At 71.2% G+C, this 26,008-nt stretch carries 15 protein-coding genes; 11 read left to right on the top strand and 4 right to left on the bottom strand.

Going from position 1 to position 26,008, the window contains the following annotated elements; genetic code table 11:
- Positions 1–124: 124 nt before the first annotated feature.
- The 7 genes from G4D86_RS19085 to G4D86_RS19115 all read left to right on the top strand — a co-directional run bounded on the left by G4D86_RS19085 (position 125) and on the right by G4D86_RS19115 (position 14,746).
- Positions 125–3,811 carry an AsmA family protein gene (locus G4D86_RS19085; protein WP_163995400.1) on the top strand — a complete coding sequence of 1,229 codons (3,687 nt, stop codon included), beginning with the start codon at positions 125–127 and terminating at the stop codon, positions 3,809–3,811.
- Entirely contained in the window at positions 3,808–4,347 is a 540-nt protein-coding gene (locus tag G4D86_RS19090) for a YdbL family probable chaperone protein (protein ID WP_163995401.1), read from the top strand. The genes G4D86_RS19085 and G4D86_RS19090 overlap by 4 nt, the downstream gene beginning before the upstream one ends.
- Entirely contained in the window at positions 4,341–7,805 is a 3,465-nt protein-coding gene (locus G4D86_RS19095; RefSeq protein WP_163995402.1) for a TolB-like translocation protein, read from the top strand. Before G4D86_RS19090 ends, G4D86_RS19095 begins: the two co-directional genes overlap by 7 nt.
- Before the next feature lie 185 nt (positions 7,806–7,990).
- A complete protein-coding gene (gene alaS, locus G4D86_RS19100; protein ID WP_163995403.1) occupies positions 7,991–10,678 on the top strand; it encodes an alanine--tRNA ligase in 2,688 nt (895 codons plus the stop codon).
- Complete coding sequence (locus tag G4D86_RS19105; RefSeq protein ID WP_163995404.1) at positions 10,675–11,340, top strand: hypothetical protein; 666 nt, start codon at positions 10,675–10,677, stop codon at positions 11,338–11,340. The genes alaS and G4D86_RS19105 overlap by 4 nt, the downstream gene beginning before the upstream one ends.
- Positions 11,337–13,994, top strand: a complete 2,658-nt coding sequence (locus G4D86_RS19110; RefSeq protein WP_163995405.1) for an Hsp70 family protein — start codon at positions 11,337–11,339, stop codon at positions 13,992–13,994. Before G4D86_RS19105 ends, G4D86_RS19110 begins: the two co-directional genes overlap by 4 nt.
- A gap of 137 nt (positions 13,995–14,131) precedes the next feature.
- Positions 14,132–14,746, top strand: coding sequence for an outer membrane beta-barrel protein (locus tag G4D86_RS19115; protein WP_275899125.1), 615 nt, complete (start codon positions 14,132–14,134; stop codon positions 14,744–14,746).
- Positions 14,747–14,753: 7 nt separating this feature from the next.
- Here G4D86_RS19115 and G4D86_RS19120 read toward each other — a convergent pair whose 3' ends face one another.
- Positions 14,754–16,091 carry a glutamate--cysteine ligase gene (locus G4D86_RS19120; RefSeq protein WP_163995407.1) on the bottom strand — a complete coding sequence of 446 codons (1,338 nt, stop codon included), beginning with the start codon at positions 16,089–16,091 and terminating at the stop codon, positions 14,754–14,756.
- A 59-nt stretch (positions 16,092–16,150) separates the two neighbouring features.
- On the opposite strand from G4D86_RS19120, the gene G4D86_RS19125 reads away from it, so the two are divergent.
- From G4D86_RS19125 to G4D86_RS19135, 3 genes are all read left to right on the top strand, one after another.
- On the top strand, positions 16,151–16,966 hold the full coding sequence (locus G4D86_RS19125; protein ID WP_163995408.1) for an EI24 domain-containing protein: 816 nt from the start codon (positions 16,151–16,153) through the stop codon (positions 16,964–16,966).
- Positions 16,967–17,179: 213 nt separating this feature from the next.
- Entirely contained in the window at positions 17,180–20,425 is a 3,246-nt protein-coding gene (locus tag G4D86_RS19130; RefSeq protein ID WP_163995409.1) for an MXAN_5808 family serine peptidase, read from the top strand.
- Between the two features lie 168 nt (positions 20,426–20,593).
- The gene (locus tag G4D86_RS19135; protein WP_205519634.1) at positions 20,594–21,493 is read left to right on the top strand and encodes a hypothetical protein; all 900 of its coding nucleotides are present in this window, start codon (positions 20,594–20,596) and stop codon (positions 21,491–21,493) included.
- 27 nt (positions 21,494–21,520) lie between these two features.
- On the opposite strand, the gene G4D86_RS19140 is transcribed toward G4D86_RS19135, so the two are convergent.
- On the bottom strand, positions 21,521–22,246 hold the full coding sequence (locus tag G4D86_RS19140) for a glycerophosphodiester phosphodiesterase (RefSeq protein WP_163995411.1): 726 nt from the start codon (positions 22,244–22,246) through the stop codon (positions 21,521–21,523).
- Here G4D86_RS19140 and G4D86_RS19145 point away from each other — a divergent pair.
- A complete protein-coding gene (locus G4D86_RS19145; RefSeq protein ID WP_240360339.1) occupies positions 22,245–22,595 on the top strand; it encodes a twin-arginine translocase TatA/TatE family subunit in 351 nt (116 codons plus the stop codon). The two genes, G4D86_RS19140 and G4D86_RS19145, sit on opposite strands and share 2 nt — an antisense overlap.
- An 18-nt stretch (positions 22,596–22,613) precedes the next feature.
- Here the strand turns inward: G4D86_RS19145 and G4D86_RS19150 are convergent, their stop codons facing one another.
- Both G4D86_RS19150 and G4D86_RS19155 read right to left on the bottom strand, forming a co-directional pair.
- Positions 22,614–23,420, bottom strand: coding sequence for a hypothetical protein (locus tag G4D86_RS19150; protein ID WP_240360340.1), 807 nt, complete (start codon positions 23,418–23,420; stop codon positions 22,614–22,616).
- Between the two features lie 6 nt (positions 23,421–23,426).
- Positions 23,427–25,907 carry a zinc-ribbon domain-containing protein gene (locus G4D86_RS19155; protein WP_163995412.1) on the bottom strand — a complete coding sequence of 827 codons (2,481 nt, stop codon included), beginning with the start codon at positions 25,905–25,907 and terminating at the stop codon, positions 23,427–23,429.
- Between the last annotated feature and the right edge of the window lie 101 nt (positions 25,908–26,008).

The raw sequence follows: 26,008 nt of genomic DNA on the forward strand, positions 1-26,008 counted from the left end.
AACCCGGAGGCCCCTCCTGTGCCTGCTTCCAAGGCCCCGGAGGATTCGGGTGCTGCCCCGTCGATTGAAACCCGATTCCGGCGCATGGTAGGACGGTGGGGCCGCGCGCTCCCGACCGAACACCATGGAATCCCCCGGATCCGGACGACCTCGCCGGCGGTTGGCTCGAATCATCGCAGGCGTCCTCCTGGTTCTCGTTGCGACCCCTGTGCTCGTGCTGGTCGCCGCGGTGGCCGCCCTGCACAACCTCGACAGCCCCTGGCTGAAGCAGCGCATCGTCTCCCGGGTGGAAGCGGACACGGGGGTTCGGCTGGACTACCAGGTGGCCCGGGTCGACGTGCTCTCGGGGCTGCGCCTGGAAGGGCTGGTGGTGCAGACCCCGCCGCCGTTCCAGGGCGTCGCGCCCGAGCTGCTGCGCGTCGGCAAGCTGGAGGCGCAGTGGTCGCCTGGCTCCCTGCTGAGCGGCCCCAACCTCGTCGAGCGGGTGGCCGTACGGGATGTGGCCTTCACCCTGGTGGCCGACGAGCAGGGCTCCACGTCCCTCACGGGCCTGGCGGGGCCGAAAGCCCCAGAGCCGACGCCCATGGAAGAGCCCCTCGGAGCCTCCCGGCAAGCCGCTGCGCTCCTGGCCTCCGCGCCTCCCGTCGGGAAGGTCGAAGTGTCGGGCGTGTCGTTGAGCTACGTCCGCACCCGCAACGGTGAAGTGCTCGAGCGCTGGTCCCTGCGTGGGCTCGCAGTGGAAGTCGAAGCGAAGCATCATGACGACGGCTGGAAGCTCTTCGCGCAGCTGGGCAAGGTCGGCGCGCCGCTTCCACTGGAGCTGAGCCGTGAAGGCCCGGCCATTCCGCCGGCACTGGCCGCGCTGGAGCTGGCCCTCTCGGCGGAGGTGGGGGCGTCGGCCGCGCGCGCGCAGGTGGACCTCGATGTCGCGCGGCAGGACTTCGATTCGCGGTTCACGGTCCGCAAGCTGCTGCACGGCGCGGCCTCGGCGAAGTTCGATGGTGAGAAGCAGCACATCGCCCTCGAGCTGGACCGCACCACGCTGACCGACAGTGCTGAGGTGCAAGCGCAACTGGTGCTGCCGGATGCGGAGGAAGTGCCGCCCGTCCTGACGCGGGCCCTGGCGGAGGTGGACCTCGGACGGCTGCTGCAATGGGTCCCCGCCGATTTGCGTCCGTTCTCGGTCGAGCGCGGCAAGGTGCACCTGGGCGCCCGGGAGGTCACGCTCAGCGGAATGCCGCAGCTGGGAGCCCAGGGCAGGCTCGGGCTGGATGTCGACGTCGCGGAGCTCCTGCTCGTACAAGACGGGCTTCGGGTGGCACTCGGCGGTGGACGCGTCTCGCTGGTGGCGACTCCTGATTCCGAGAAGAGGCTGGCCGCTCAGCTCACGCTCGCGCTCACGGGGCTCGCTGTCGGTGGGCCCACCCCGCTTCGGGTTCCAAAGGCCTCCTTCGAGCTGAAGGGGCAGCAGCTGCGGACAGACCTGTCCTCCCCCATCAGGGTCGCGGGGGAGGTCGCGCTGTCCGGAATGGTGGATGCACTCGACGTCCGCGCCTCCGGGCTCCGTGCGACGGCGCAGCGTCTGGGACTGCAGCTCCAGCTCTCACTGCCGAGTGAGCCGCCCTTCGCGCTGAAAGCGGACGTGCCCGTGGGGGCACTTCAGGTCGCCACGGCGGATGGACGCGAGGTGCTGAAGGGCCCCGTGCACGTGAAGCTCACCGCGTCGGAGGTGTTCCCCCAGATGGATGATCCTCGGCTCAGCCGTGGCCGCGTCCGGCTGGAGCTCGACGCGGGCACGCTGCACGCGTCGCTGGATGCCACCAAGGGGACCGAAGACGTGGCGTACACCGTGGACGCCCAGACGCCGGACCTCGTCGCCGCCCGGCCCTTCATCCCCGAGTCGGTCGCCGCACGCGTTCCCTGGAAGCAGCTGGGCGTGAGCGTGGAATCCAAGGGCAGACTCGCGGCGCTCTTCTCCCCCTCGCCACGGCTGGAGCACCGGACGGAGCTGCGCCTGCAGCGGCCGGGCTGGGACGACGTGTCGGCCACCAGCGTCGCCGTCGTGGTGCGCTCGCAGGGGGATGCGTGGCGGCACAAGGGCGAGCTGGACCTTCAAGTCGAAGGGCTGCGCGCCGGTGCAATCGACGCCGGTCCTCAGCACCAGACGCTGACGCTGGACCTCGATCGCCGGAAGCCATCGCTCCGACTTGGGCTCACCAGCCAGGCGGGACTGAAGCTGGCACTCGATGCCGCGCTGGCGTTCGACCGGAAGACCCGCGCGCTTCGCCTGGATGTGACGAGCGACCTTCCGCCCATCGGAGCACTGTCACCGCTCCTGGCCAGGGCTCGGGTGCCCAAGGAGCTGGAGGCCTCGAAGCTCGCGCTGAACGTGGAGCTGCACGGCACGCTGCGCGGCGTGCTCACGGACATCGCCGCCGACGGAACCGCGAGCCTGGGCCCCACCCCACTGCGGACCGCCAGCTTCGAAGGAAAGGCGGTCGTGGGCGCGCAAGGCATCCGCTGGCGGCAGGATGCCCTGTCGGTCAACGTCCCCGCGATGCGTTGGCAGGTCGAGTCGCTCGTCGACGGGCCACGGCGAACCGTCCACAGCGACCTGACGCTGGAGAGGCTCAGCGTGGGCATGAGCGACCGCCGGGTGTCACTCACCGACGTGTCGAGCGCCACCACCGCCACCTTCACCGAGAAATTGGAAGCGGACGAAGTCGAGCTGAAACAACGCCTGAAGGTCCGCACGCTCGAACAGAAGCCGGTGCTGCCCTATCCGGTGCAGGACCTCGAGGGGTCGTTCTCCGTTCGCCGCAAGCCCAATGGCGTCATCCACGTCCCCGACCTGCAGCTGTCCATTGCCAGCACCAGCACCTCGCTGACGGCCCAGGGCCGGCTCGACCTCAGCGACGACCGGCGCCTCCTCGCGGTCCGGGGTGAGCTGGCGCAAGACCTGTCCAAGCTCGCGCAGCCCGGCCGCATCGAGAGCAGCGGCAAGGTCACGGCCAACTTCCAGGTGGCCTCGCCCGACCTGGTGGTCTTCCGCACCCTCTCCAACCTCCTCTTCCAGAACGTGAACCTGCGGATGCCCGACGCAGGAGTCGAGATCGACACGCTCGACGGCAGCGTGCCGCTGACCGAGAACGTGGAGCTCACCGAGGGACAGGTCCGGCTGCTGAGCGACATCGACGTGAATCCGTACTCGATGCTTCGCTTCGCCGACCAGCACCCCCTGATCTCGCGCGGCGGCTTCATGTCGGTGGCCCGCATCATCACCCCGCGCATCTCCATCGCGCCCCTGGCGGGCAACCTGTCCATCAACCAGAGCGTGGTCTCCATCAGCCAACTGGAGATGGGCGTGCGCGGTGGACGCATCACCGGACAGTGCGTGCTGGACTACCAGGGGAAGCACTCCACCCTGGAGGCCCACGTGCGGGCAACCGGCGTGCAGTCGTCCCGGGGCGAGCCCTTCGACGGCAATGCGGCCGTGGTCATCTCCGCCAAGGACCGCAGCGTCAACGGACGCGCGGAAATCCTGCGCATCGGCAACCGCCACCTGCTCGACCTGCTGGACCTCGAAGACCCTCACCACGCCGACGCCGCCACCAACCGCGTCCGCTACGCGTTGAGCCTTGGCTACCCGGAGCACGTGCGGGTGAGCTTCAACAACGGCTTCGGCAGCCTGCGCATCACCATGGGCGGTCTGGCCAGGCTGGTCAGCATCGACGAAATCCGGGGCATCTCCATGGGCCCCATCGTCGACCGTGCCATCAACTCCATGTCTCCTCCGGAGGCCGCGCCATGAAACTCCGCGGGTTGCTGCTCCTCGCCGTCCTCGCCGCTTCCGGGTGCATCCGCGCCCCGCAAATCGTCATGGTCGACCGTGCGACGGCGCTCGAGGAACAGGCCGCGGGCTCGTTCAAGGAAGTGGAGCAGCGGCTGGCTCGCGCGGGCATGAGCCCGACGCCGGTGCCACTCACACCCAACCAACTGGAGGACCTGGGCATCCGGCCCACGCCGCTCGTCGAGAACCTCGGCAAGACGCAGGCGGACCGCGTCGACGAGCTGCTGTTTCGCCACTGCGTGGGCGAAGGGCGGGACGGACTGCTGGTGGACACCCGGCGCAGCTGCCTGGCCGGACGCCTGACCGCCGATGACGTCGCGCTGGTGGAGCGGGTGAACCGGGCCCGGCAGCAGCTGTGGAAGTGGATGCGGACGGTCCGCCCGGGAGTGTCCGAAGAGGCGCTGCGGCGGAGCTGGCACCAGGTGCACACGGAGGGGGTCATCTGCGGCGGCTGGGTCGAAGGCGCTGACGGCGTCTGGGGAGAGAAGAAGTGCTGACGCCCCGTGGCCGGTGGCTCCCGGTCCTGGCCGTCCTCCTCGCCAGCGGCGTCTGGGCCCAGGACGACGAGAACGACGGAGGCTTGCGCACGCTCCTCCGGCTCACCGTGGGCATGGGAGATCAGTTCCTGGGGCAGCTCGCGCCCGATGGGAACACGCTGATCTTCGTGTCCAACCGAAGCATCGCGACCGAAATCTACGGCCAGGACGTGGACACGGGCCGCGAGCGCCGCCTCTTCGACGAAGGCGCGGACGTGACCTGGCCGCGCATCAGTCCCGACGGCAAACACCTGCTCTACATCTCGTTCCGGAACCAGGCCAGCGGCCAGCTCTGTGTGCGGACGCTGCCCGATGCGGAAGACCGCCGCTGCCTCGAAGAGGAGACCAGCGCGCTGCAGGCGGAGTGGATCGACGCCTCGCATGTCGCGCTGGTGAGCCGGGCGACCATCCAGGGTGACCTGCGCTTGTCGCGAGTCACGGTGGGGCCGAAGCTGAGCGTGAGCCCCCTGCTCGAGCGCAACCTGACCAGTCCCACCCTCTCACCCGATGGGCGCTGGCTGGTGTACGTCCCGGTGGAGCGCTCCGTGCAGCAGGTGGGCCCCGGCTTCGCCGCGCGCGCCTCGCGCCACCTGGAGGCAATCCGGCTGAATCTCCCCGGCGCGGTCCCCGTACCTCTGGCGCTCGAGCTTCCGGGACAGACGGGGCAGCCGGTGTTCTCGCTCGATGGGCGCTCCCTGTACGTGGTGCAGTTCTTCACCGACTCCAACGCGGACGGGGTGATTGACGCTGGCGACCGCGGGATGCTGTTCCGGGTGCCTTTCGCCACCGAGCGAGACGACGCACCCGAGCTGGCCGCCGCCTCCAGTCCTGACCAGCTCACCAGCGAGACCTGGAGCTGCGAGTACCCGGCGCCCGCGGCCGCGACGCTCATCGCGACCTGCTCGCGCGATGGGTCGCTGGATGTGTATCAACTGCCGCTGGATGGCCAGGTTCCCAGCAACTGGGATGTTCCTCGTCTCAACGAGGAGCTGAACATGGTCGGCCGGCGCGCGGACCTGCTCCTGCTCTACCGCCAGCGCCTGCTGCGCGAGGCCCGGCCCAAGCCCCGCCGTCTGCTGATGATGCGCCTGAGCCGGCTGCACCTGGCCTTCGAGGACTTCGATGCGGCGGAGTTCTATGCCCGCCACATGCGCTCGGTGGACGACCCCGCCACCGCGGGACTGGCGGAGCCGCTGCAGCTCCTCATCGACCACCGCCGCGACATGAAGGAGCGCGAGCGCGGCCGCATGATGGACGAGCTGAGCGAAGTCGAGCGGCAGCGCATGGCCGCGCTGGACCCCGCCGCCGCGCCCAGCCCGCCCTCCGCCGTCTTCCGGCACGTGGTGCGCAGTGAGCTGGCGGAGTCCGCCGGAGACTTCACGCTGGCGCGTCAGGAGCTGGAAGCAGCCCAGGTGACGGACACCACGCCGCGCGGGGTGCTGGAGGCCTGGTACGACAGAGCGGACGCGCTGTACCGCGCGCTCGACGACAGGGAGGCGCTGGTCGAAGCCGCCCGCCGGCTTTCCACGAACAAGGTCTTCAAGGAAGACGACCAGCTCGACTTCGCTCGCGCCGCGGTCCGCGCCCTGTACCGGGGACGTCCCTACGAAGAGGCGGATGCCGCCATGGCCCGGGCACTCGCCTCGGAGCCCGCGGGCTCGGCCTATGCATTCGCCCTGGAGTCGGGCCGGCACATCAACGCGTTGCACGAAGAGCGCCCACCGCGCCCCGTTCGGGATGCACTGATGGCGTTCTACCATCAGCAGAAGGACCCCATCCGTCGGCGCGCGCTGGTGCAGGACGCCGTCGAGCGCGCGTCGGGGCTCGGCGCCGACGGCGTGCTGGAGGCCTTCGCCACGGCCTACGTCGACGACGTCGCACCCGGCACCGAGGAGCGCCGCCGGGCCGAGCGGTTGTTCCGCCGCGCGCTGACGGGCCGCGCCTACCGCCGATTGGGCCGGGAGCGCCTGGACGACGCCCGCGCCGACTTCGACCTGGTGACGCAACGGACCGGCTCACTGGAGAGCGCCGTCGAGTCCATGAGCCTGCGCCTGCGGGCCGGTGTCAGCCCCGAGGTGGTGGAGAAGGAAGTCACCACCACCTCCGCGAAAATGGCGGAGCCGCTCAGGCACTTCGTGAAGGCCTATCTCACCGCGCGCAAGCTGCCCGAGCTGGATGACCGAGCTCATGCCCAGGCGGTGAAGGCGGCCGTGGAGGAGCTGCGCGCCTCGTGGCAGGAACTCAAGAACCAGCGCGCAGTGCAGGCCCTCTACGGTGCCATCCAGCACGAGGACTTCCTCCGCGGCCATGACCCCGCCTCCGCCGAGCGCGCCAACCGGCACTACCTGGTGGCCCTGGACCTGGTGCGCAACAACGTCCGCTACAAGGCGATGCTCCTCGGCGCGCTGGGGCTGCTGCACACGCAGGTGGGCAACTTCCACATCGCCCTGGGCTACCTCGAGCAGCGGGACAAGTACCCCTACGTGGACAACGCGGCGGGGCTGGCGGTGGCCCTCGCCCGCGCCCGGGCGCTCCTGCACGTCGGCCGCGAGGCGGAGTCGGCGAAGGCAGCGGACCAGGCCCTGGCCATGGTGGACGCCTCACCGACGCTGGCCCCGTTCGCCTCCCTGACGTTGGATCGCGCGGCGCTCTACAACCTGGCCGCGGGCCGGTTCGACCGCGCGTTGGCGCTCTACGACCGCGAGCTGCCCACCGTGGAAGCAGGCCCCCCCGACGCGGAGGGGCTGCGCAACCGGCTGGTGGTGCGGCTGGCCCGCTGCGCCGCGGCGCTCGGCGCGGGTCATCCCCAGCAGGCGATGGAGGACCTGGACAAGGTGGACCGCGACCTGGCGACCCCGGCCGTGCAGGCCACGCTGAACCAGGCACACGCCACACGCGAGCATGTGCAGCGCGCCTATCGCATCATCGCCGCGGGACTGCGCGCGAATGTGGAGGGCAAGCTCGGGCACCTGGAGGCCGCCGCCCAGGCACTCGAACAGCGGCGCGCGCTGTTCCTGGAGCAGTTCGATGAGACGGACCGCGATGAGGACCTCCGCGCGGTGATGCTGGCGGAGCTGCGGCTGGCCGAGAATGCCGTGGACCGTCGTGACACGTCGCTGGCGGCCCGGTGGTTGGGACAGACGTTGGGGCACGCGGACACCCTGCACGCCCGCACCCACGCACCGGTCGAGGCCGGCCAACTGGACGTGCTCTGGTTCGCGGCGCAGCTGCACCTGGATGGGACGACGCAGCTGCCCTTCGACGTGCCCGGGCGGATGGGCCAGGCGCAGCGAACCCTCATCGACCAGCGCAATCCCACCTGGCGCTCCTATCTGGCGTGGTTCGAGATCTACCTGGCGCTCAGCACGGACGTGCCCGCGGAGGTCCGGGAAGCGCTGCTGCTGCCGACACAGCCGTAGCGACCGGCTGTCCCCCACCCGACAGCGCCCGCCCGGACACCGTCCAACCGTCCCGGCCCGCCGTCCGTCCCTCCCCGGGCACGCCACCGGACAAGGTCAGCCACAGGGCGCGTGGGCCGTCCTCCTACCCCATGCACCCTCCAAGAACTCCTGCGCCGCCCCGCGTTGTGGCATATACCCACACCATGCCTTCCGCCCTCACCGCCTCCCAGATTCGCGAGGCGTTCCTCAAGTTCTTCGAGGAGCGTGGTCACCGCCGCGTTGCCTCCTCCTCGCTGGTGCCCGCCAACGACCCCACCCTGCTCTTCACCAACGCAGGCATGGTGCAGTTCAAGGACGTCTTCACCGGCCGCGAGAAGCGCGACTACAAGCGCGCCACCACGTCGCAGAAGTGCGTGCGCGCCGGCGGCAAGCACAACGACCTCGACAACGTGGGCTACACCGCCCGTCACCACACGTTCTTCGAGATGCTCGGCAACTTCTCCTTCGGCGACTACTTCAAGCCCGACGCGATTGCGTACGGCTGGGAGTTCGTCACGAAGACGCTCGGCCTGGACACGCAGCGGCTCGCCGTCACCGTGTTCAACGGCGAGGGCGGCATCCCCTGGGACGAGGAGGCCTTCGAGCTGTGGGCGAAGCAGGGCGTGCCCCGTGAGCGCATCTACAAGCTCGGCCTGAAGGACAACTTCTGGGCCATGGGCGACACCGGCCCGTGCGGCCCCTGCTCCGAAATCCACTACTTCCAGGGCAACGACATCGCCTGTGTAGAAGAGGCGGCGGGCAAGACGTGCCAGGGCGTCGCGTGTGACTGTGACCGCTGGCTCGAAATCTGGAACCTCGTGTTCATGCAGTTCGAGCGCAAGGAGAAGGACGCGCCGCTCATTCCGCTGCCCAAGCCCTCCATCGACACCGGCGCGGGCCTGGAGCGCATCGCGTCCGTCGTCCAGGGCAAGCGCTCGAACTACGAGACCGACCTCTTCCAGAACATCATCGCGAAGGTCAGCGAGCTGTGCGGGAAGACGTACACGCAGGAGGGCGGTGCCTCCATGCGCGTGGTCGCGGACCACAGCCGCGCGGCGGCGTTCCTCATCTCGGACGGCGTGCAGCCCTCCAACGAGGGCCGCGGCTACGTCCTGCGCCGCATCATGCGCCGCGCCATCCGCCACGGCACCCAGCTGGGCCTGGACGAGCTCTTCTTCTTCAAGGTCGTCGACCGCGTCATCGACCTGATGGGCGACGCCTTCCCCGAGCTGCGCGAGAGCCGCACCTTCGTGCTCGAGGTCTGCCGTCACGAGGAGAGCGGCTTCCGCCAGACTCTCAACCGCGGCCTGAAGCTCATCGACGAGGAGCTGGCGAAGCTGCAGAAGTCCGGCGGCAAGCAGCTCTCCGGCGAGGTCATCTTCCTGCTGCATGGCACCTACGGCTTCCCGTGGGACCTGACGCAGATCATCGCCCGCGAGCGCGGCTACGACGTGGACCTGGAGGGCTTCAAGGTCCTCATCGGGCAGGGCGGGCCGACGGGCCCTATCGGCCCCGGGCAGGGCATCGCCGACGTCTACATGAAGCTGGTGGAGCGGCTCGGGCCCACGCAGTTCCTCGGCTACGAGGGCGAGGGCCACGAGGGCGAGGGCAGCATCCGCGCCATCCTCAAGGACGGCGCCGAGGTGACGCAGGCCTCCCAGGGCGACAAGGTCGAGCTGGTGCTGGACCGCACGCCCTTCTACGGCGAGTCCGGTGGCCAGGTGGGCGACACCGGCCGCGTCGTCGGCCACGGCGGCAAGTCGGTGGCGCAGGTGGAGGACGCGCAGCGTCCGGTGGCGGGCCTCGTCGTCCACACCGTGAACGTCACCGAGGGCACCTTCAAGGTCGGCGACATGGTGCAGGCGGGCGTCAACGTCGAGCGCCGCAAGTCCATCCGCGCCAACCACTCCGCGACGCACCTCTTGCACAAGGCGCTGAAGCTGGTGCTGGGCGAGCACGTGAAGCAGGCGGGCTCCGTCGTGGCGCCGGACTACCTGCGCTTCGACTTCTCGCACTTCTCGCCTGCGACGCAGGAGCAGCTCGAGAAGGTGGAGGACCTGGTCAACGGCTGGATTCGCGACAACGCGGCGGCGGAGACGCGCGTCATGAAGCTGGAGGACGCGAAGAAGTCCGGCGCCGTCGCCATGTTCGGCGAGAAGTACGGCGAGACGGTGCGCGTCGTCACCGTGCACCCGGAGTCCACCGAGCTGTGCGGCGGCACCCACGTGCGCCGCAGCGGTGACATCGGCCTGTTCAAGGTGACCAGCGAGAGCGGCGTGGCCTCCGGCGTGCGCCGCATCGTCGCGCTCACCGGCATCGGCGCGCTCCAGTACGTGCGCGAGCAGGAGCACGAGCTGCGCCGCGCGGCCGAGCTGCTGAAGACGTCCCCCAAGGACCTGTCCAAGCGCGTCGAGGCCACCCAGAAGCGCGTGAAGGAGCTGGAGCGCAAGGTGGAGGAGGTCGCCGTGAAGGCCCAGACGGCGGGCAGCAAGGACCTCCTGGAGCAGGCGCGCGAGGTCAACGGCATGAAGGTGCTGGCCACGCAGGTGGACTCGGCGGACGACAGCGTGCTGCGCGGCATGGCGGACCAGCTGAGAGACCGCATCCGCTCGGGTGTGGTGGCCATCGGCGGCGAGAAGGACGGCCGGGCCATCATCCTGGTGGCGGCGACGAAGGACGTCGTGGCCCGGGGCATCAACGCCGGCGCGCTGGTGCGGGAGATGGCGAAGGAAGTGGGCGGCAAGGGCGGCGGCAAGGCGGACATGGCTCAGGCCGGTGGTCCGGATGCCGCGAAGCTGCCCGCGGCGCTCGAGAAGCTGTACGAGCTGGTGAAGGGCGCGGGCGCGGCGTGAGTCCCCGGTCCTCCCCTTCCCTGGCGCCGACGGCGCTCCTCACCGCTGCGGCCCTCCTGTTGGGGGGCTGCACGAAGGAGGAGTCCGCGCGGGGTGCCGAGGGCGGGGGAGATGACCGGACGCTGCAGAAGCTCCGCGCCGAGGTGGACCGGGTGAACCAGGGTGGCCATCCCACCCGGGGGCCCGAGTCGACGCGGGGCGACCCGAATGCGCAGCTGGCGGGACTGGCCGCGGGGCTCGACGAGTCCGCGGACCGCCCGCTGGCGCTGCCCGAGCCCAACGCCACCGTGCACGTGGACACCCTCGCGGTGAAGCTCACCGGGCTGGAGTCCTCGCACTCGGTGAAGGGCTCCGGGAAGGTGGCCCTGACGACGGAGGAGTTGTTCCTCCGCGTGCGGCTCGTCACGCAGAACGTGGGCGCCGCGCCAATGACGTTGGACCTGGACGGCGCGCAGGTGATGGGCGCGGGAGGCCAGCCGTATCCGCTGGCCCGTGACGCGCAGGTGGTGGCGGGCACGCGGCCCCTTCGGCGCACCTGGGCGCCGCAGGAGCGCACCGACGTGGTCCTCCTGTTCGAGCTCCCCCCGGCAGCCTTGCTGGAAGACGGCCTGCACCTGGTGATGCAGGGGTCCGGAGGGGACGTACGGATTCCCCTGCGATGAGCGGGCTCGCGTCCAAGCTCCTTCCCCTGCGAATCCGTCTTCCGTACACGACGGAGGACGAGTTCATCGAGAAGTACGGCTCGAACGTGGCGCGCGGCGGCGTGTTCGTGGCCACGCGCGCGCTGAAGCCCGAGGGCACCGGGCTCGCGTTCGAGTTCGTGCTGGCGGACGGCACGCGGCTGCTGCGCGGCGAAGGCGTGGTGGTGAAGGCGCAGGTGGACGCGGGCGGCGGGCGCGCCGGAATGACGGTGCGCTTCGTGAAGCTGGACGCCGCGAGCAAGGCGCTCATCGACCGCGTGGTGGCCCGGCGCAGCGGCTCGGCCGAGCCTGCGCGACGCGTGACGGAAGCGGCGCCCGCTCCGGCGCCCGTCGAAGAGCAAGCCGCGACACCGGCCGAGGCCGCGACGAGCGAAGAGGCAGGGACCGCCGAGCGTGGGGAACCCACGCCGTCCGAGGAGTCCGGAGCGGCCGAAGCGGCTCCGTCCGAGACACGCCCGGAGGCCGCCGCCGCGTCCGAGCCGTCGCCCCGGACAGAGGAGGATGAAGACCTCGGCTTCGACATCACCGCGAGCCTGACGGAGCCGGAGTCGGAAGAAGCGCCAACGTCTCGCGAGTCGGCTGCGCCAGCTCCCGAGTCCGTCCAGGCGCCCTGGGAGGCGCCTCCTCCCGCGGTGAGCACGCCCACGCCGGCTTCCGAGCCGCTCGCGGCGACCGCGCCGCCCGTCGCGAGCGAGGGCATCAAGCCTGCACCATCCACCGAGGCCCGCCTGCCCACAGGCCAGCCTTCTGCCCCGACTGGCCCCATGGCCGAGCCGGCGGGAGCCATCACCGGCGACCGTGCCGAGCCGCCGTCCACTCCGGCAACCGTCGAGCGCGCGGAGGCACAGCCCACCACGCCGCCCCCCGTGGACCGCACCGCGCCGGCCACCACCGAGCCTCCGCCCCAGCCCACCGCGCCGGCCACTCCCACCGAGCCCGAGCCTACGTCCTCCGCCGCCCAGGACGCCGAGGCGGTGCGCAACCGCCGCCGCGCGCTGCTCGACGTACCCGTCACGTCGACCACGCCGGTGCCTTCGGTACCGGAAGTCATCCTCGGCATCGACCTGGGTACCTCGCACGCGCGCGTCGCCGTCTTCCACGAGGGCACCGCGAAGCTCGTCCCGCTCCCCGGCACGGACGGCACGGAATTGCCCGCCCTCGTCGCGGTGGACGGCAGCGGCGAGCTGCTCGTCGGCCCGGGCGCGCAGGTGGAAGCGGACCGCGCTCCGCGCCGCGCCGCCACGGGCCTCAAGCGGCTGCTCGGCCTGCGCGCGCGCTCGCCCCGGCTGCGCGAGCTGTCCCCGCAGCTCCCCTTCCCCGTCGCGTCCGACCCGAGCGGTGACGCGGCCGTCGAGCTGGGCGGCCGGCTCATCGCCCCCACGCTCTTCACCGCCCTGCTGCTGCGCGAGCTGAAGCACGCCGCGGCGACCTTCGTCGGCCGCAAGGCCACGCGCGCCGTCATCTGCGCGCCCACGCACTTCACCGACCGCCAGCGCGCCGCCCTGCGCGAGGCCGCGACGCTCGCGGGGCTCGACGCGCAGCGCATCCTCACCGCTTCCGCCGCCGCGGCGCTCGCGTACGGCCAGGGCCGGGGGCTCGCCCGCAAGCGGGTGCTCGTCGTGGACCTGGGCGGCGGCGGCCTGGAAGTCTGCGTCGTCCAGGTGACGGGCGACGACCTCGAGGTCATCACCACCGGCGGCGACCCGATGGTGGGCGGCATGGACTTCGACGCCCGCATCGCCGAGGCGCTCGCCTCCGACCTCGCCGACCAGGGCGTCCCCCGGCCGCAGCACCTGCTCGACTGGGCCCCGCTGCGCACCGCCGCCGAGGCCACCAAGGTGGCCCTCTCCGAGCGCGAGCAGGTGGACGTCTCGCTCGCCTCGGGCACGGTGCCCCCCTTCACCCGCGAGCGCGTGGAGGCCCTCACCGCGGACCTCGCCCAGCGCGTGACGGCCGTCGTCCGCGAGGTGCTGGAGTCCAACGCCCTCTCACCGCAGGGGCTGGACGCGGTGCTGCTCGTGGGCGGGCAGAGCCGCACGCCGCTGGTGCGCCGCCGGCTGGAGGAGAGCCTGGGCGTCCCCGTGCGCGACGACGTGGACCCGCGCGGCGCGGTGGCGCTCGGCGCGGCGCTGCTCGGTCAGGGCCTGCTGCTGGCCGAGGCCGGCAAGCCCGCCGCCACCGTGTCCGAGGTGCTCTCCGCCCCCATCGGCGTCGCCGAGCGCGGCGGCACCCTGCGCCGCGTGCTGGAGCGCAACACCCGCCTGCCCACCAGCAAGACGTTGGTGCTGCCCATCCCCTCGCCTGGCGCCCTGGAGCTCGCCCTCTTCCAGGGCCCCTCCCCCCTGGCGACGGAGGACGAATACCTCGGCAAGCTCTCCCTCTTCGTCGAGCGGCCGGGCGAGGCCGAGCTGCACTTCGCCCTCACCGCGGACGGCGCCCTCTCGCTGGAGGCCACGCTCCCCGGCGCGAAGCGAAAGCCCGTCTCCCTGGCCGGCGACGACCTGGACGACGCGGCCCGCGACACGCTCATCGCCCGCTCACCCCTGGAGGGCGAGCCCGAGGCGCGTCCGGGCGGCCTGCTGTCCGGACTGAAGAAGCTCTTCGGCCGCCGCTGAGCGCCCGGCCCCTCCAACGCTGGAAGGCACCTTCGCGTCGCGGCCCTGCGAGCCACCGCCAGCCGCAGTGTCCCTCCCTGTAGCCTTGTCGACGGATGCCCACCTTTCCGCTGACCGATTCATCGGGGAGGAATGCGATGCGACGTTCGATTTGGGGAGGAGCCGCCATAGCGGCCGCATGCCTGGCAGCGCCAGCGTTCGCGATTGAAGCCCAGCAAGTAGGCCCGAAGCTGGGCGTGAAGGAGAACCCCCCGGTGGGGCTCGACGTCAGCCTGGGCGTGGGCGGCTACACCGGCGACCTGGCCGACAACACCAACCCGGGCCCGCTGCTGGGCATCGCCGCCACCGCGCAGCCGTGGTCGCTCATCGGCATCGAGACCGGCTACCAGGGCCAGCGCCTCGCCATCGACGACAGCCGGGTGGACAGCGGCGAGGGCATCTGGCGCCACAACGGGACCATCCTCGGCAAGGTGGGGCCGCTGCTCAACGAGAAGTGGCGGCCCTTCGTGGGGGCCGGCTTCGGCCTGAGCTACCTCAACCCCTCGAACGGCGCGGAGGACGTCTACGACAACGACGTCCAGACCGAGATCCCGCTGGCGGCCGGCCTGGACTACCGCTTCGGCAACATCGTCGCCGGCGCGCGCGCCACGTACAGCCTCGTCGGCAACGAGGAGCTGGTCCAGTCGCCCGGCGGAGGTGACGAGACGGGCAGCCTGTTCAACGCCAACATCACCGTTGGCGGCCGCTTCTAGCTCCGCGTCACAGCGAGAAGCGGGCCAGCACCGACTCGGGGCGGGGGTCCTTCTCCCACGCCTCGAGCACGGCCACCGCGGGCGAGCGTCCCGAGGCGGCCACTTCCGCCAGCGGGTCCAGCAGCGGCGCGTCCGCCGCGTCCAGCCGCTGCAGGCCGCGCCGGGAGATGGCCACCATCTCCGCGGCCAGCCGCTTCAGCTCCTGTGAGCCCAGCTTCCCGCCCAGCCCCTCGCGGCGCGCGGTGTCGTGGAACGCCTGGTGCTCGGCGAAGCTCAGCTTCGGGAGCAGGCGCTCCGCCTCGTCCAGCGCGGTGGCGTCGTAGAGGATGCCGCGCCACAGCGCTCCCAGCGCGCCTGTCATCGCCGGATTCACGCAGTCCGCGCCGCGCACCTCCAGCACCTTCTTCAGCCGCACCTCGGGGAAGAGCGTGGACAGGTGGTCCGTCCAGTCGTCCAGATCGGGCGGCTTGCCCTCGAACCCCTCCTTCAAGAGCTGCCGGAAGGAGAGCTTGGGGTGCAGGTACTGCCCGTTGCGGCGAAGGAAGAGCAGCGGCGCGTCCAGCGCCCAGTCCACGTAGGCGCGGTAGGAGAACGAGCCGTCGAAGAACGCCGGCAGGTAGCCACAGCGCGTCGGGTCCACCTCGTCCCAGACGCGGTTGCGGAAGGACAGGTAGCCGGACGGCTTGCCCTCCACCAGCGGGCTGTTGGCGTAGATGGCGTTCATCAGCGGTGACAGCCGCGCCACCACCACCGTCTTGCGGACACAGTCCGCCTCGTCCGCCCAGTCCAGGGACACCTGTCCGGTGGCGGTCATCAGCATCATGTTCAGCGCCAGCCGGCCGCGCTCCGGCAGCGTGCGGCGCATGACCAGGTAGCGCGTCTTCGGCATCCACGGCATGTCCGCCGGGGTGACGGTGGGCCGGTAGCCCAGGAAGACGATGCGCAGGCCCAGCGCGTCCGCCGCCGTCTTCACCTCGCGCAGGTGCGCCAGGTTCTCCTCGTGCGCCTCGCGCGCCGTGTGGAAGGGGCTGCCGGACAGCTCGAACTGTCCACCCGGCTCCAGGGAGATGGTGGCCATGCCGCGCTGCAGGGCGATGACGGGCGACTCGGGCGTCTCCCGGAAGGGCGTGTAGCCCCCCGGCGCCAGCCGGCCCAGCAGCGCACCCACGCCCGACTCACCCTCATAGGGCAGGGGCTTCGCGGACCCGGCGGGGTAGATGAACTTCTCGTGCTCCAGGCCGAGCCGGTGCTCGCCCCGGGGCTTCTCGGCGGCCCGGAAGCCGGCCACCAGCATGTCGACGGAGGTGATGGGCTCGGAGGCCGCGCGCTTGAGATCGAGAGACATGAGCGCGCCCTATATAACGTGGGACATTGGACCCGCCCTGATTTGCGCACGGCCCCTTCATGACCCCACATTCCGCCGTCCCCGCCATCGCCCCCAGTGCCCGGCTGTCCGATTTCTTCCAGGGCCTGGGGCTGCTCGGGCGCGCCTTCTCGCTGCTCTTCCGCTCCCGGCGCCTGTTCCTCCTGTCCCTGCTCTGCGCCGCCGTCACCGCCGTGGCGCTGGTGGGCCTGGGCTGGGTGCTATGGAGCCACGCCCCCGGCCTGCTCGCCGGGTACTGGCCCCTGCCCGAGTCCTGGTACGGCCGCTTCGGCTGGTACACGGTGCTGGTGCTCTCCTCCCTCGTCGTCTGGGTGGTGGGCGCCAACGTGGTCCCCCCGCTGCTGCTCGCCCCGCTCCAGGACCCGCTCTCCGAAACGACCGAGGCCGTGGTGGGAGGGGACGAGGGCCCGCCCTTCACCCTGGCGGGCTTCATCCGTGGCATCGTCACCGGGGTGGCGCACACGCTGGCGCGCCTGTTCTTCCTCGTGGTGGGACTGGCCATCCTCATGCCCCTCCACCTGATACCCGGGGCGGGCAGCGTGCTGTGGACGGTGCTCGGCAGCCTGTGGACCATGACGTGGATGGCGGGCGAGTTCCTGGCCGCCCCCATGACGCGCCACCTGTACCCCTTCGCCGAGGTGCGCCGCATGCTCCGCGAGCGGCGCGCCCTCTGCCTCGGCCTGGGCGCGGGCGTCTATGTCCTGCTCTGGGTGCCCATCCTCAACACCTTCTTCCTACCCCTGGCCATCATCGCCGGTACGCTGCTGTACCGGGGCCTGCGCGAGGCCCGGCTCCTGCCGCCGCCTCCGGACGGCAACCCGGTTGCCCTGAAATAAACGTCCGCGCTGGCTGTCCTCCCGAGGTGGCGGGAACGCAATGACCGTCAGGGACGTTCTGCATCCTCAGCAGCAAGGCGATGCCTTGAAGCACCCGGCAGGCGTGATTAGGCTTGCCCGGCCGCTCCCAGCGCTCGTTTTTCGCGTTACAAACGTACGGAATCTCAGGGCATTTCTCGCAATACCCAGGGGCGCTTCGGCGCTCCAGCTTGGATGAATCACATGCCGCGTTTCTTCCGCCGCATCACAGCCGTTGCCGTGCTTCTCGGCGCCTGGGCCCTGGTGGGCAGCAACCGGGCGCCCTTGCCGCTCACCATGGGCGCAGCCGAGGCCGGGCAAGGCTCCTGGGACGGCAGCCTGCCTGCCGCCAAGGGCGAGAAGGCCCAGCACGACCTCAACAGCCTCCGGGTGCTGACGAAGGTCATCCTGTACGTCAAGGAGAACTACGTCGACCCCAAGCGCGTGCGGCCCAAGGAGATGATGATCGCCGCGCTGGAGTACGTGGAGAAGAGCGTCCCCGACGTGCTCGTGGACGGCAACGCCGAGTCGGGCAAGCTCAACGTCAACGTCAACGGCAAGCAGCGCGAGTTCGACATCGCCCACGTGGACTCGCTGTGGAAGATGTCCTTCGCCCTCAAGGACGTCTTCGACTTCCTGTCGAAGAACATGCGCCCCATCGAGGAGACGCGCGACATCGAGTACGCCGCGGTCAACGGCATGCTGTCCACGCTGGACCCGCACTCGGTGCTGCTGCGCCCGGAGCTCTACCGGGAGATGAAGCTCTCCACCAAGGGTGAGTTCGGCGGCCTCGGCTTCGTCATCCAGATGCGCGAGGGCAACCTCACCGTCGTCAAGGTGCTGCCCAAGACGCCCGCGCACCGCGCCGGCATCCAGAAGGACGACCGCATCAAGAAGATTGGCGAGGAGTCCACCGTCAACATGGACCTCAACGAGGCCGTGTCCAAGCTGCGCGGCCCGGTGGACAGCCGCATCACGATTACCGTCGAGCGCGATGGCTGGGACAAGCCCCGCGCCATGACGCTGGCGCGCGCGATGATTTCCATCGAGAGCGTCCAGCACAAGCTGCTCGCCGGCAACGTCGGCTATGTCCGCCTGAAGAACTTCCAGGGCAACACCACCCGCGACCTCGAGTCCGCGCTCACCGAGATGCGCAAGCAGGCGGCGGCCAAGGGCGGCTTCAAGGGCCTGGTGCTCGACTTGCGCGGCAACCCGGGCGGTCTGCTCGAGCAGGCCATCCAGGTCTCCGACACCTTCCTCTCCAGCGGCACCATCGTCGCGACGGTGGGCCTGTCCGACAAGCTCCGCGAGGAGAAGCGCGCGCGTCCCACCGAGGGCGAGGACGCGTACCCCATCGCCGTGCTGGTGAACGCCGGCAGCGCCTCCGCGTCTGAAATCGTGGCCGGCGCGCTGAAGAACCTGGACCGCGCGGTCATCATCGGCCGCCAGACGTTCGGCAAGGGCAGCGTGCAGGTGCTGTACGACTTCCCGGATGACAGCGCGCTGAAGCTGACCATCGCCAAGTACCTCACCCCGGGCGACGTCTCCATCCAGGAGGTCGGCATCGTCCCGGACATCCAGCTCGTCCCCACGCGCGTCACCGACGAGCGCCTGGACGTGTTCGCCCCGCGCCGCTCCATGGGTGAGGCGGACCTGGACCAGCACTTCGGCAACCCGGACTCGTCCACCGTCGCCAAGAAGCGCGAGGACGTGCTGGACCGCGAGAAGCCGCTGGACAGCCTCAAGTACCTGAAGGTCGACGAGAAGCAGCAGCAGGTCGCCGCCGCCAAGGAAGAGACCAAGAACCCGAAGGTGGCCGCCAACGAGAAGGCCGCCGGCGAGAAGAAGCACGGCGACAAGGAGAACCCGCTGCTGGACGTGGACGTGGCCGGCCAGGGCGAGGACCTGGACGACCAGCTCGACGCCGAGTCCCAGGACGAAATCAAGGAGGACTTCGAGGTCCAGTTCGCGCGCGACTACGTGCTGAAGGCTCCGGCCACCACCCGCAAGCAGCAGCTGGCGCAGGGCAAGACCTTCGTCGAGCAGAAGCGCAAGGACGAGGAGGGCCGCATCAACTCCGCCATCGCCGGGCTGGGCATCGACTGGAGCGCCGGCCCCACGCCGAAGAACGTGCAGCTGGCCGCCACCCTGAGCCCCGGCGCCGACGCGAAGATTGCCGCCGGCGAGGTGCTGGAGATGGTCGTCACCGCCGAGAACAAGGGCACCGAGCCCCTCAAGCGCGTGCGCGCCTGGACGGAGAGCGACAACGCCTTCCTGGACCGCCGCGAGTTCCTCTTCGGTGCGCTGAACCCGGGTGAGAAGAAGTCCTGGAAGGTGAAGGTGCGCCTGCCCAAGGACCTCACCAGCCGCCGCGACGACGTGACGGTGCGCTTCTTCGACGACCAGGGCGCGCTGCCCGAGACGCGCGTGGCCGAGCTCAACTTCGTGGAGCTGCCCCGCCCCGCCTTCGCCTTCAACTGGCAGATCATCGACGACTGCGCCACCTGCAACGGCGACGGCACCGTGCAGCGCGGGGAGACGGTCGCGGTGGTGCTGGACGTGACGAACGCGGGCACCGGCCCGGCGCTCGACTCCTTCACGCAGATCAAGAATGGCGGGGACGCCAACATCTTCATCGAGAAGGGCCGCTTCAAGCTGGGCGAGCTCAAGCCCGGCGAGACGAAGTCGGCGCGCTTCAACCTGGAGGTGAAGAAGGGCTTCAAGGGCGACAGCTTCCCGCTGAAGCTGGCCATCATCGACGAGCCCCTCGAGGAGTTCGTCATGGAGAAGCTGGAGCTGCCCGTGCGTGACGCCGCGGTGGCCGCGCTGGAGCCGAAGAAGTCCTTCGTCCGGGTGAACGACAAGGCGGAGCTGTTCGGCGCCCCGTCGGCGGACGCCCGTCCGGTGGCGAAGGTGGGCGGCGTCACCGTGCTGCCCGTCGAGGCCGTCACCAAGGGCTTCTACCGCGTGGAGATGGAGAAGGGCCGCTTCGCCTTCGTGCGCACCCAGGACGCCCGCGAGCAGAAGTCCGCGGGCCGCGCCACGGCGCCCAAGCTGGCGCTCACCACGCAGCACCGTCCGCCGGACATCCGTCTGGACGTGGACCCGGCCGCCGGTGGCCTCGTCGCCAGCGGGGACAAGTTCACGCTGTCCGGCGCGGTGAATGACCCCAACGGCCTCCTGGACGTCTACGTGCTGGTGAATGACCAGAAGGTCTACTTCAAGGGCGTGGACCCCAAGGGCGGCGAGCCCAACACGCTGAAGTTCTCCACCGAGTTCGCGCTCAAGGAGGGCAACAACAACGTGCTGGTGGTGGCCCGCGAGGACAGCGACTTCGCCAGCCGCCGCACGCTGGTCATCCGCCGCCGTCCGGCCGCGGTCGCCCAGAAGATTGCCGCGCCGGGCACCAGCGCCACCACGGTGAAGCCGCAGCAGCAGTAGCAGTACCAGGCGCTTTGCGCGCCCCACGCGGCGCGCCGGACTCTTCCGGGCGGCTCTTCCTTCGGGAGGGGCCGCCCGTTTTGTTGACGCTCCTCGCGGGCAGGCGTTAGCGTCCGACGCGTTGGGCGCCCCCCGGCCGGTCGCGCGCCCCCGGAGGCGGTGACTCGAATGCGGACGTTCAGTCGGTGGCTGGTCCTTGCGGCCTGTGCTTCAGGGGCGACGGCGTACGCGGACGACAACGACCTGCAGATCTACCGGTTCGGCAACCCGGACCGGGACGAGTTGAACTTCAGCGTGTCCGCCAACGCGGACTTCCAGGCCTTCGCGCGCGTCATGGGCGCGGCCATCACCTCCATCAACCTGATGCCGCCGGAGACGACGGGCCACTCGGCCTGGGCCGTCAACGCGGAGCTGTCCGTGGTGTCGCTGCCGGACAGCATCCTCATCCCCACGGAGAGCCCGCAGCCCTCCACGGTGCTCATCCCCTCCTTCCACGTGCGCAAGGGCCTGCCCTTCTCGCTGGAATTGGGCGGACGCGTGGGCTGGATGGAGAAGAGCCGGCAGGTGGTGGCTACGGGCGAGCTGAAGTGGGCCGTCAACGAGGGCTTCACCTGGCTGCCGGACCTCGGCGTGCGCGGGCACGTGACGCACCTGTTCGGCGCGCGGGACTTGAGCCTGACGGTGATGGGCCTCGACTTCGGCGTGGGCAAGCAGTTCCCGCTGGGCGGCATGGTGACGCTGACGCCCTACGGCGGCCTGGACCTGGGCTTCGTGGGGGCCACCTCCAGCACCCTCGACTTCAACCCGAACCGCACCTTCGACGACTCGACGGCGAACAACTCGCGCGCGGCGCTGGAGGACACCGCCGAGTACGCGAAGGTGTCCTTCGGCGACAATGTGAATCAGCGCCTGTACGGCGGCGTGCGGTTCATCGGCGGCGTGCTGCAGCTGGGCGCGGAGCTGTCGCTGACGCGCACGGGCAGCGTTGCCCCGGACCCGGACTCCGAGGAGACGCGCGGCGTGCCGGCGGTGTTCGCCTTCAACACCACGCTCGGCTTCGACTTCTGAGTCGTCCTCAAGACTTCTGAGTCGTCCTTAAGCTGCGGCCCTGAGGGCCTCGCGCACGGCGCCGGGGCGGTTGGTGATGAGGTAGCTGACGCCCATCCGCTCCAGCGAGGCGGCGCGCGCGGGGTCATCCACCGTCCACGCGGCCACGCGCAGGCTGGCGGCGCGCCACGCGGCCACGCGCTCGTGGGTGCACGCCTCGTGGAAGGGGTGGACCGAGTGTGAGGACACCAGCGGGCTCACCCCGTACGCCTGCACGGCCCAGGGCTTGTCCGGGTCGATGAGGAAGCCCCGACGCAGCTCGGGCGCGACGGCGGCGAGGCGGAAGAGGCACAGCGGGTTGAAGCTGGAGATGACCACGCGCTCGGCCAGCCCGCGCCGGCGGACCAGGTCCGCCACCTTCTTCGCGAGGCCGTCGTCGTCGAAGCGCTCGCACTTCAGCTCGATGTTGACGAGGAAGTGGGCGGGCAGCGCGTCGAGCACCTCCTCCAGCAGGGGGATGCGGGCAGGCGCGAAGCCCAGCGGCGAGCCCACGTCGGCGCGCTGGAGCTTCCACCATGGCGTGACGCGCACCTCCCAGGGCAGGCGCGCGAGCCGGTCCAGGCGCTCGTCGTGGCAGACGACCACCTCGCCGGAGCCGCACACCATGGCGTCCAGTTCCACGCCGTCGGCGCCCTGGCGGGCGGCCTCGGCGAAGGCGTCGAGGGTGTTCTCCGGGGCATCGGCGCTGGCGCCGCGGTGGGCAAGCAGGAGCATGGGCCGCCAGTCTGCGACGGATGGGCCCGCCGCGCAGCAACGGTGCGGGCGGGCGCGTCCGGAGGTGGACGCGCGGCTTGCCTCCCCCGCCCCTTTGCTGCACTGTGCCCGCACCATGCTGGGCCTCGGCCTCGGAGAAATCATCGTCCTCGGCTTCATCCTGTTGGTGGTCTTCTCGGCCGCCCGCATGGGTCAGCTCGGCAACGCCGTGGGCAAGTTCGTCTACTCGTTCAAGAAGGCCTCCAAGGGCGAGGACCTGGTCGACGCGAACTCGAAGTCGCTCACCTCGTCGCGCCGGGGCAGCACGGACGCCGAGTTCAGCGACCCGAACCACCCGCGCCGCCGCTAGGCCCGCGCCCTTCCAGCCTCAATCCAGTCCGTGAGGTCCGGGGCGCCGCGCCGGGGCCGGGCTGTCGGGCACCTGACGCTCGTCCGCTGACGCGGTGAGCAGCCGGGTGGCCTGCTCCCGCAGGGCCGGGTGCAGGGTGGCGCTCGTGGCCACCTGGCGCAGGTCCGTGCTGCTCAGGAGCGGGACGATCTTCGCGCCAATCTCCGGTGGCAGGTACGGATTGAAGACGAGCGCCCGGCGCACGCCATGGCGCACGGACCAGCGCGGTGACTTCCAGATTTCGATGAGCGGCTCGGGACGGGCCGGGCGGCGGGCGGCGATGCGCACCACCAGGTCCTCGGTGAGGCGCGGGTTGATGAGCACGTTGCGCAGGACGGACGGGTTGCTGACGGTGGCCAGGCGGGACAGCGTGTCCGGGTCTCGCGTGAGGCGCGCCTGCTGCTTGAGGTGGCCCAGGGACTGGGAGAAGGCGGTGGCGTCCGCGCGGGCGGCGGCATCCGCGTCCATCTCCTTCTTCGCGGGGCCCTGGGCGAACAGGTCCGCCACCGTGTCGAGCGACTGCACGTGCGCGAGCCGGCGCAGCGCGTCCACGTGGGGGATGTGCTCGGCCTCCTGTGCCAGCGCGGCCATGAAGTCAGTCAGCACGCAGGAGGCGGGCGCCCAGCCGCCCCGGGCCAGGGAGATGAGCTCGCCGACCAGCTCGTTGGCGTCGAGCGGGTCTCTCCGGGCCAGCTCGCGCGCGGCGGCCTTGCGGCGCACCTCGGCCCCGCCGCTCAGGGCGTGGAGGAAGCGGGCGACGGTGCGTGCCTCGTCGAGCGTGCTCATCGTGGCTTACTCCGTGCGGCCCCCGGCCTCCGCCGTCGCGGGCGGTACCGGCTCCAGCGTCACCTCCAGCCGGAAGCTGCCGAGGTCCGCCGGGTACTCCTGGAACATGACGAGGAAGGGCACCTTCGCGCCGGGCGCCACGGGGGTGGCCGCCGCGTCCATGCGCTGGCTCAGCGCCGTGGCCGCCTCCGAGTTGCCCACGGCGTGGAGCTCCTCGGGCGTGGGCACCGCGCCTGCGAGCGCCTCCGCGGAGCGCACGCGCTGGTTGCCGTCATACAGCGCGGCGCGCACGCGGATGCGGGTGGCGGTGCCGGTGCGGTTCTCCGCCTCGCCCCGGACGAAGAAGAGCGGCCGGCCGGACTGCGTCTCGTAGAGGGCGTTCGTCACGTCCACGGCCACGAGCGGCCGGGACGCGGGGACGACGAGCGTGCGCAGGCGGTCCGGGGAGAGCACGGACAGGTCCACGCGGCCCTCGCGCAGGTAGACGCGGCCCACGGCGGCGAAGGCCACCACCAGCACGGCGGCCACGACGAGGTTGGCGAGCAGCGCGGTGGCCTTGCGGGCGCGGCTCGGAGGCCGGCTCTGCGGAATGCCCACGTCCTCGGGCCGGGCGGTGGGCCGGGCCACGGTGACGGCGGGCGAGGCCGGCACGGTGCCCACGTCGAGCACCTCGACGGAGCCCGCGCCGGGGGCGCCGACCTTGCCGAGGGTGACGCTGAACTCCTGGGCCTCCGCCACCGGGGGCACGTCCCCCAACAGCGAGCCCCCGCCGGACTCGGACAGGGAGGCGAGGTCCTCCAGGCCGTCATCGTGCGGAGGCGGCGCCCCGAGCAGCGCGGCGCGGCCGGTGTCGGTGGGCTGCACGCCGGCCTGCTCGCCGAACGGGTCCACGTCCGAGGAGAGGTTGAACAAGTCACTGGCGCTCGAGGCGGGCCGCGGGGGCGGAGCGGGAGCCCTGGCCGGCGGTGCCGCCACGGGAGCGGGCGCGGCGGCCCTCGCGGGCGACGCGGCGGAAGGCGCGCCTCGAGCACCGCCGAGGTCGATGGACGCGAACGGGTCCTCTCCCGGGGGCGCGGTCAGGGACGCGGGAGCCGGGTGCGCAGCGGTGACGGTGGCGTCATCGACGTCGATGGAGCCGAACGGGTCCGCGCCCGAGGGCGCGGTCAGGGACGCCGGAGCCGGATGCGCGGCGGTGACGGTGGCGTCATCGACGTCGATGGAGCCGAACGGGTCCTCGCCAGCGGGAGCCGGCAGGGGGGCAAGCGCGGCGGGCCGCACATCGGTGACGGTGGCGTCGTCGATGTCGATGGAGCCGAACGGGTCCTCTCCCGGGAAGGAGGCGGCGGGAGGAGCCCCCGAGGGCGCCGGTCGCACCGGGCCCAGCGCCACCGCCCCCGTGGGAGCGGAGGCCGGAGGGGCCGCGGCCCGGCGAAGCGCCTCGGCGGGAGCCGTGGGCGAGGGCCGCGGGGCCTGAGCACCGGCGGGTCTCGCGGCCGCGGGGGCCTTGGGTGCGGGCAGCAGGTCGAACGCCCCGGCAGGCACGGGCAGCGCGGAATCGCCAGGAGCCCCGAGGAGGTCGGCGAACGGGTCATCGCCCCCCAGAGGGAAGGGAGGCGGCGGCACGGCGGCGCCGGGAGCGGTGCCCCTGCGTGCATTCTCCGGAGGCCCACCGGCCGGGCCCACCGCCGCCGGAGGAGCGCCAGGCTCCGGAGGTGGCCGGCTTCCCGGCCCCCCGCGCGCGGCCATGGGCGCCTGGGCGCCCCCCTTCGGCGGACCGAACATCGTCACCGGAGCAGGAATGGCCGGGCCCGCGGCAGCGGCGGGCGCCGCACGCCCCGGACTCGAGCCAGGGGGAGGCGGAGGCGACGCGCTCCTCGCCCCGGCCACGCCCGGCAGCGGCACGGCTCCGGAAGTCGCACCCGGCAGCGGCACGGCCCCATCCGACAGGTAGGGAAGTGCCTCCGACGGGGGCACCGCGCTCCCATACAGCCCCGTCGGGGACCGGCCCGGAGCACCTGGCCCTCCCGTGGGGGCGGGCAGCGGCACGGCCATCCCCGGCCCTTCGGGCTCGGACAAATCGAACGGAGTCGCCGCGGGACGGGCGGCGGGAGGCAGCGGCATCGGGCCGATACGGGTCGGCTCCTGGAAGACGCCGGCCTCCGTGTCGATGTCGCCGTCCACGCTGTTCCACGGCGTGGAGGGCGGACGGGCAGGTGAGCCCCGGGTGGCCTCCACGCCCTGCGCGAAGTACCCCGGCTTCGTTATCTCCACATGCTGGGGGTCGGGAGCGACCCCGAACTCGGCGAACGGGTCCGCCTGCCCCGTCGGAGGGGGCGCAGGCGACGCACCCGTCCCGCCCGCGGCGGTCTCTCGGGTCACCCGGAAGGTGTTCTGACATTTGGTACAGCGGACCTTGACCCCCTTGTCCGTCACCTTCTCATCGGGGATCTTGAACCGCGTCTGGCACCGCTCGCACTTGACGATCATTCAGCAGGCCCGGCTGGGAGCGCGAGTATAGGGGCAGTAGGCGGACACGGCGAGCCGGGTTCTCGTTGCTTGCTCGCTATCAACCCCTCTGCTACGAGGTT

The organism is Pyxidicoccus caerfyrddinensis (assembly GCF_010894405.1).
GTDB lineage: Bacteria > Myxococcota > Myxococcia > Myxococcales > Myxococcaceae > Myxococcus > Myxococcus caerfyrddinensis.

Excerpts from the sequence above, each read along its gene's own strand:
- G4D86_RS19085 (WP_163995400.1), top strand. The coding sequence starts at position 125 with ATGGAATCCCCCGGATCCGGACGACCTCGCCGGCGGTTGGCTCGAATC.
- G4D86_RS19090 (WP_163995401.1), top strand. The coding sequence starts at position 3,808 with ATGAAACTCCGCGGGTTGCTGCTCCTCGCCGTCCTCGCCGCTTCCGGG.
- alaS (WP_163995403.1), top strand. The coding sequence starts at position 7,991 with ATGCCTTCCGCCCTCACCGCCTCCCAGATTCGCGAGGCGTTCCTCAAG.
- G4D86_RS19110 (WP_163995405.1), top strand. The coding sequence starts at position 11,337 with ATGAGCGGGCTCGCGTCCAAGCTCCTTCCCCTGCGAATCCGTCTTCCG.
- G4D86_RS19115 (WP_275899125.1), top strand. The coding sequence starts at position 14,132 with ATGCGACGTTCGATTTGGGGAGGAGCCGCCATAGCGGCCGCATGCCTG.
- G4D86_RS19120 (WP_163995407.1), bottom strand. The coding sequence starts at position 16,091 with ATGTCTCTCGATCTCAAGCGCGCGGCCTCCGAGCCCATCACCTCCGTC.
- G4D86_RS19125 (WP_163995408.1), top strand. The coding sequence starts at position 16,151 with ATGACCCCACATTCCGCCGTCCCCGCCATCGCCCCCAGTGCCCGGCTG.
- G4D86_RS19130 (WP_163995409.1), top strand. The coding sequence starts at position 17,180 with ATGAATCACATGCCGCGTTTCTTCCGCCGCATCACAGCCGTTGCCGTG.
- G4D86_RS19135 (WP_205519634.1), top strand. The coding sequence starts at position 20,594 with ATGCGGACGTTCAGTCGGTGGCTGGTCCTTGCGGCCTGTGCTTCAGGG.
- G4D86_RS19145 (WP_240360339.1), top strand. The coding sequence starts at position 22,245 with ATGGGCCGCCAGTCTGCGACGGATGGGCCCGCCGCGCAGCAACGGTGC.
- G4D86_RS19140 (WP_163995411.1), bottom strand. The coding sequence starts at position 22,246 with ATGCTCCTGCTTGCCCACCGCGGCGCCAGCGCCGATGCCCCGGAGAAC.
- G4D86_RS19150 (WP_240360340.1), bottom strand. The coding sequence starts at position 23,420 with ATGAGCACGCTCGACGAGGCACGCACCGTCGCCCGCTTCCTCCACGCC.
- G4D86_RS19155 (WP_163995412.1), bottom strand. The coding sequence starts at position 25,907 with ATGATCGTCAAGTGCGAGCGGTGCCAGACGCGGTTCAAGATCCCCGAT.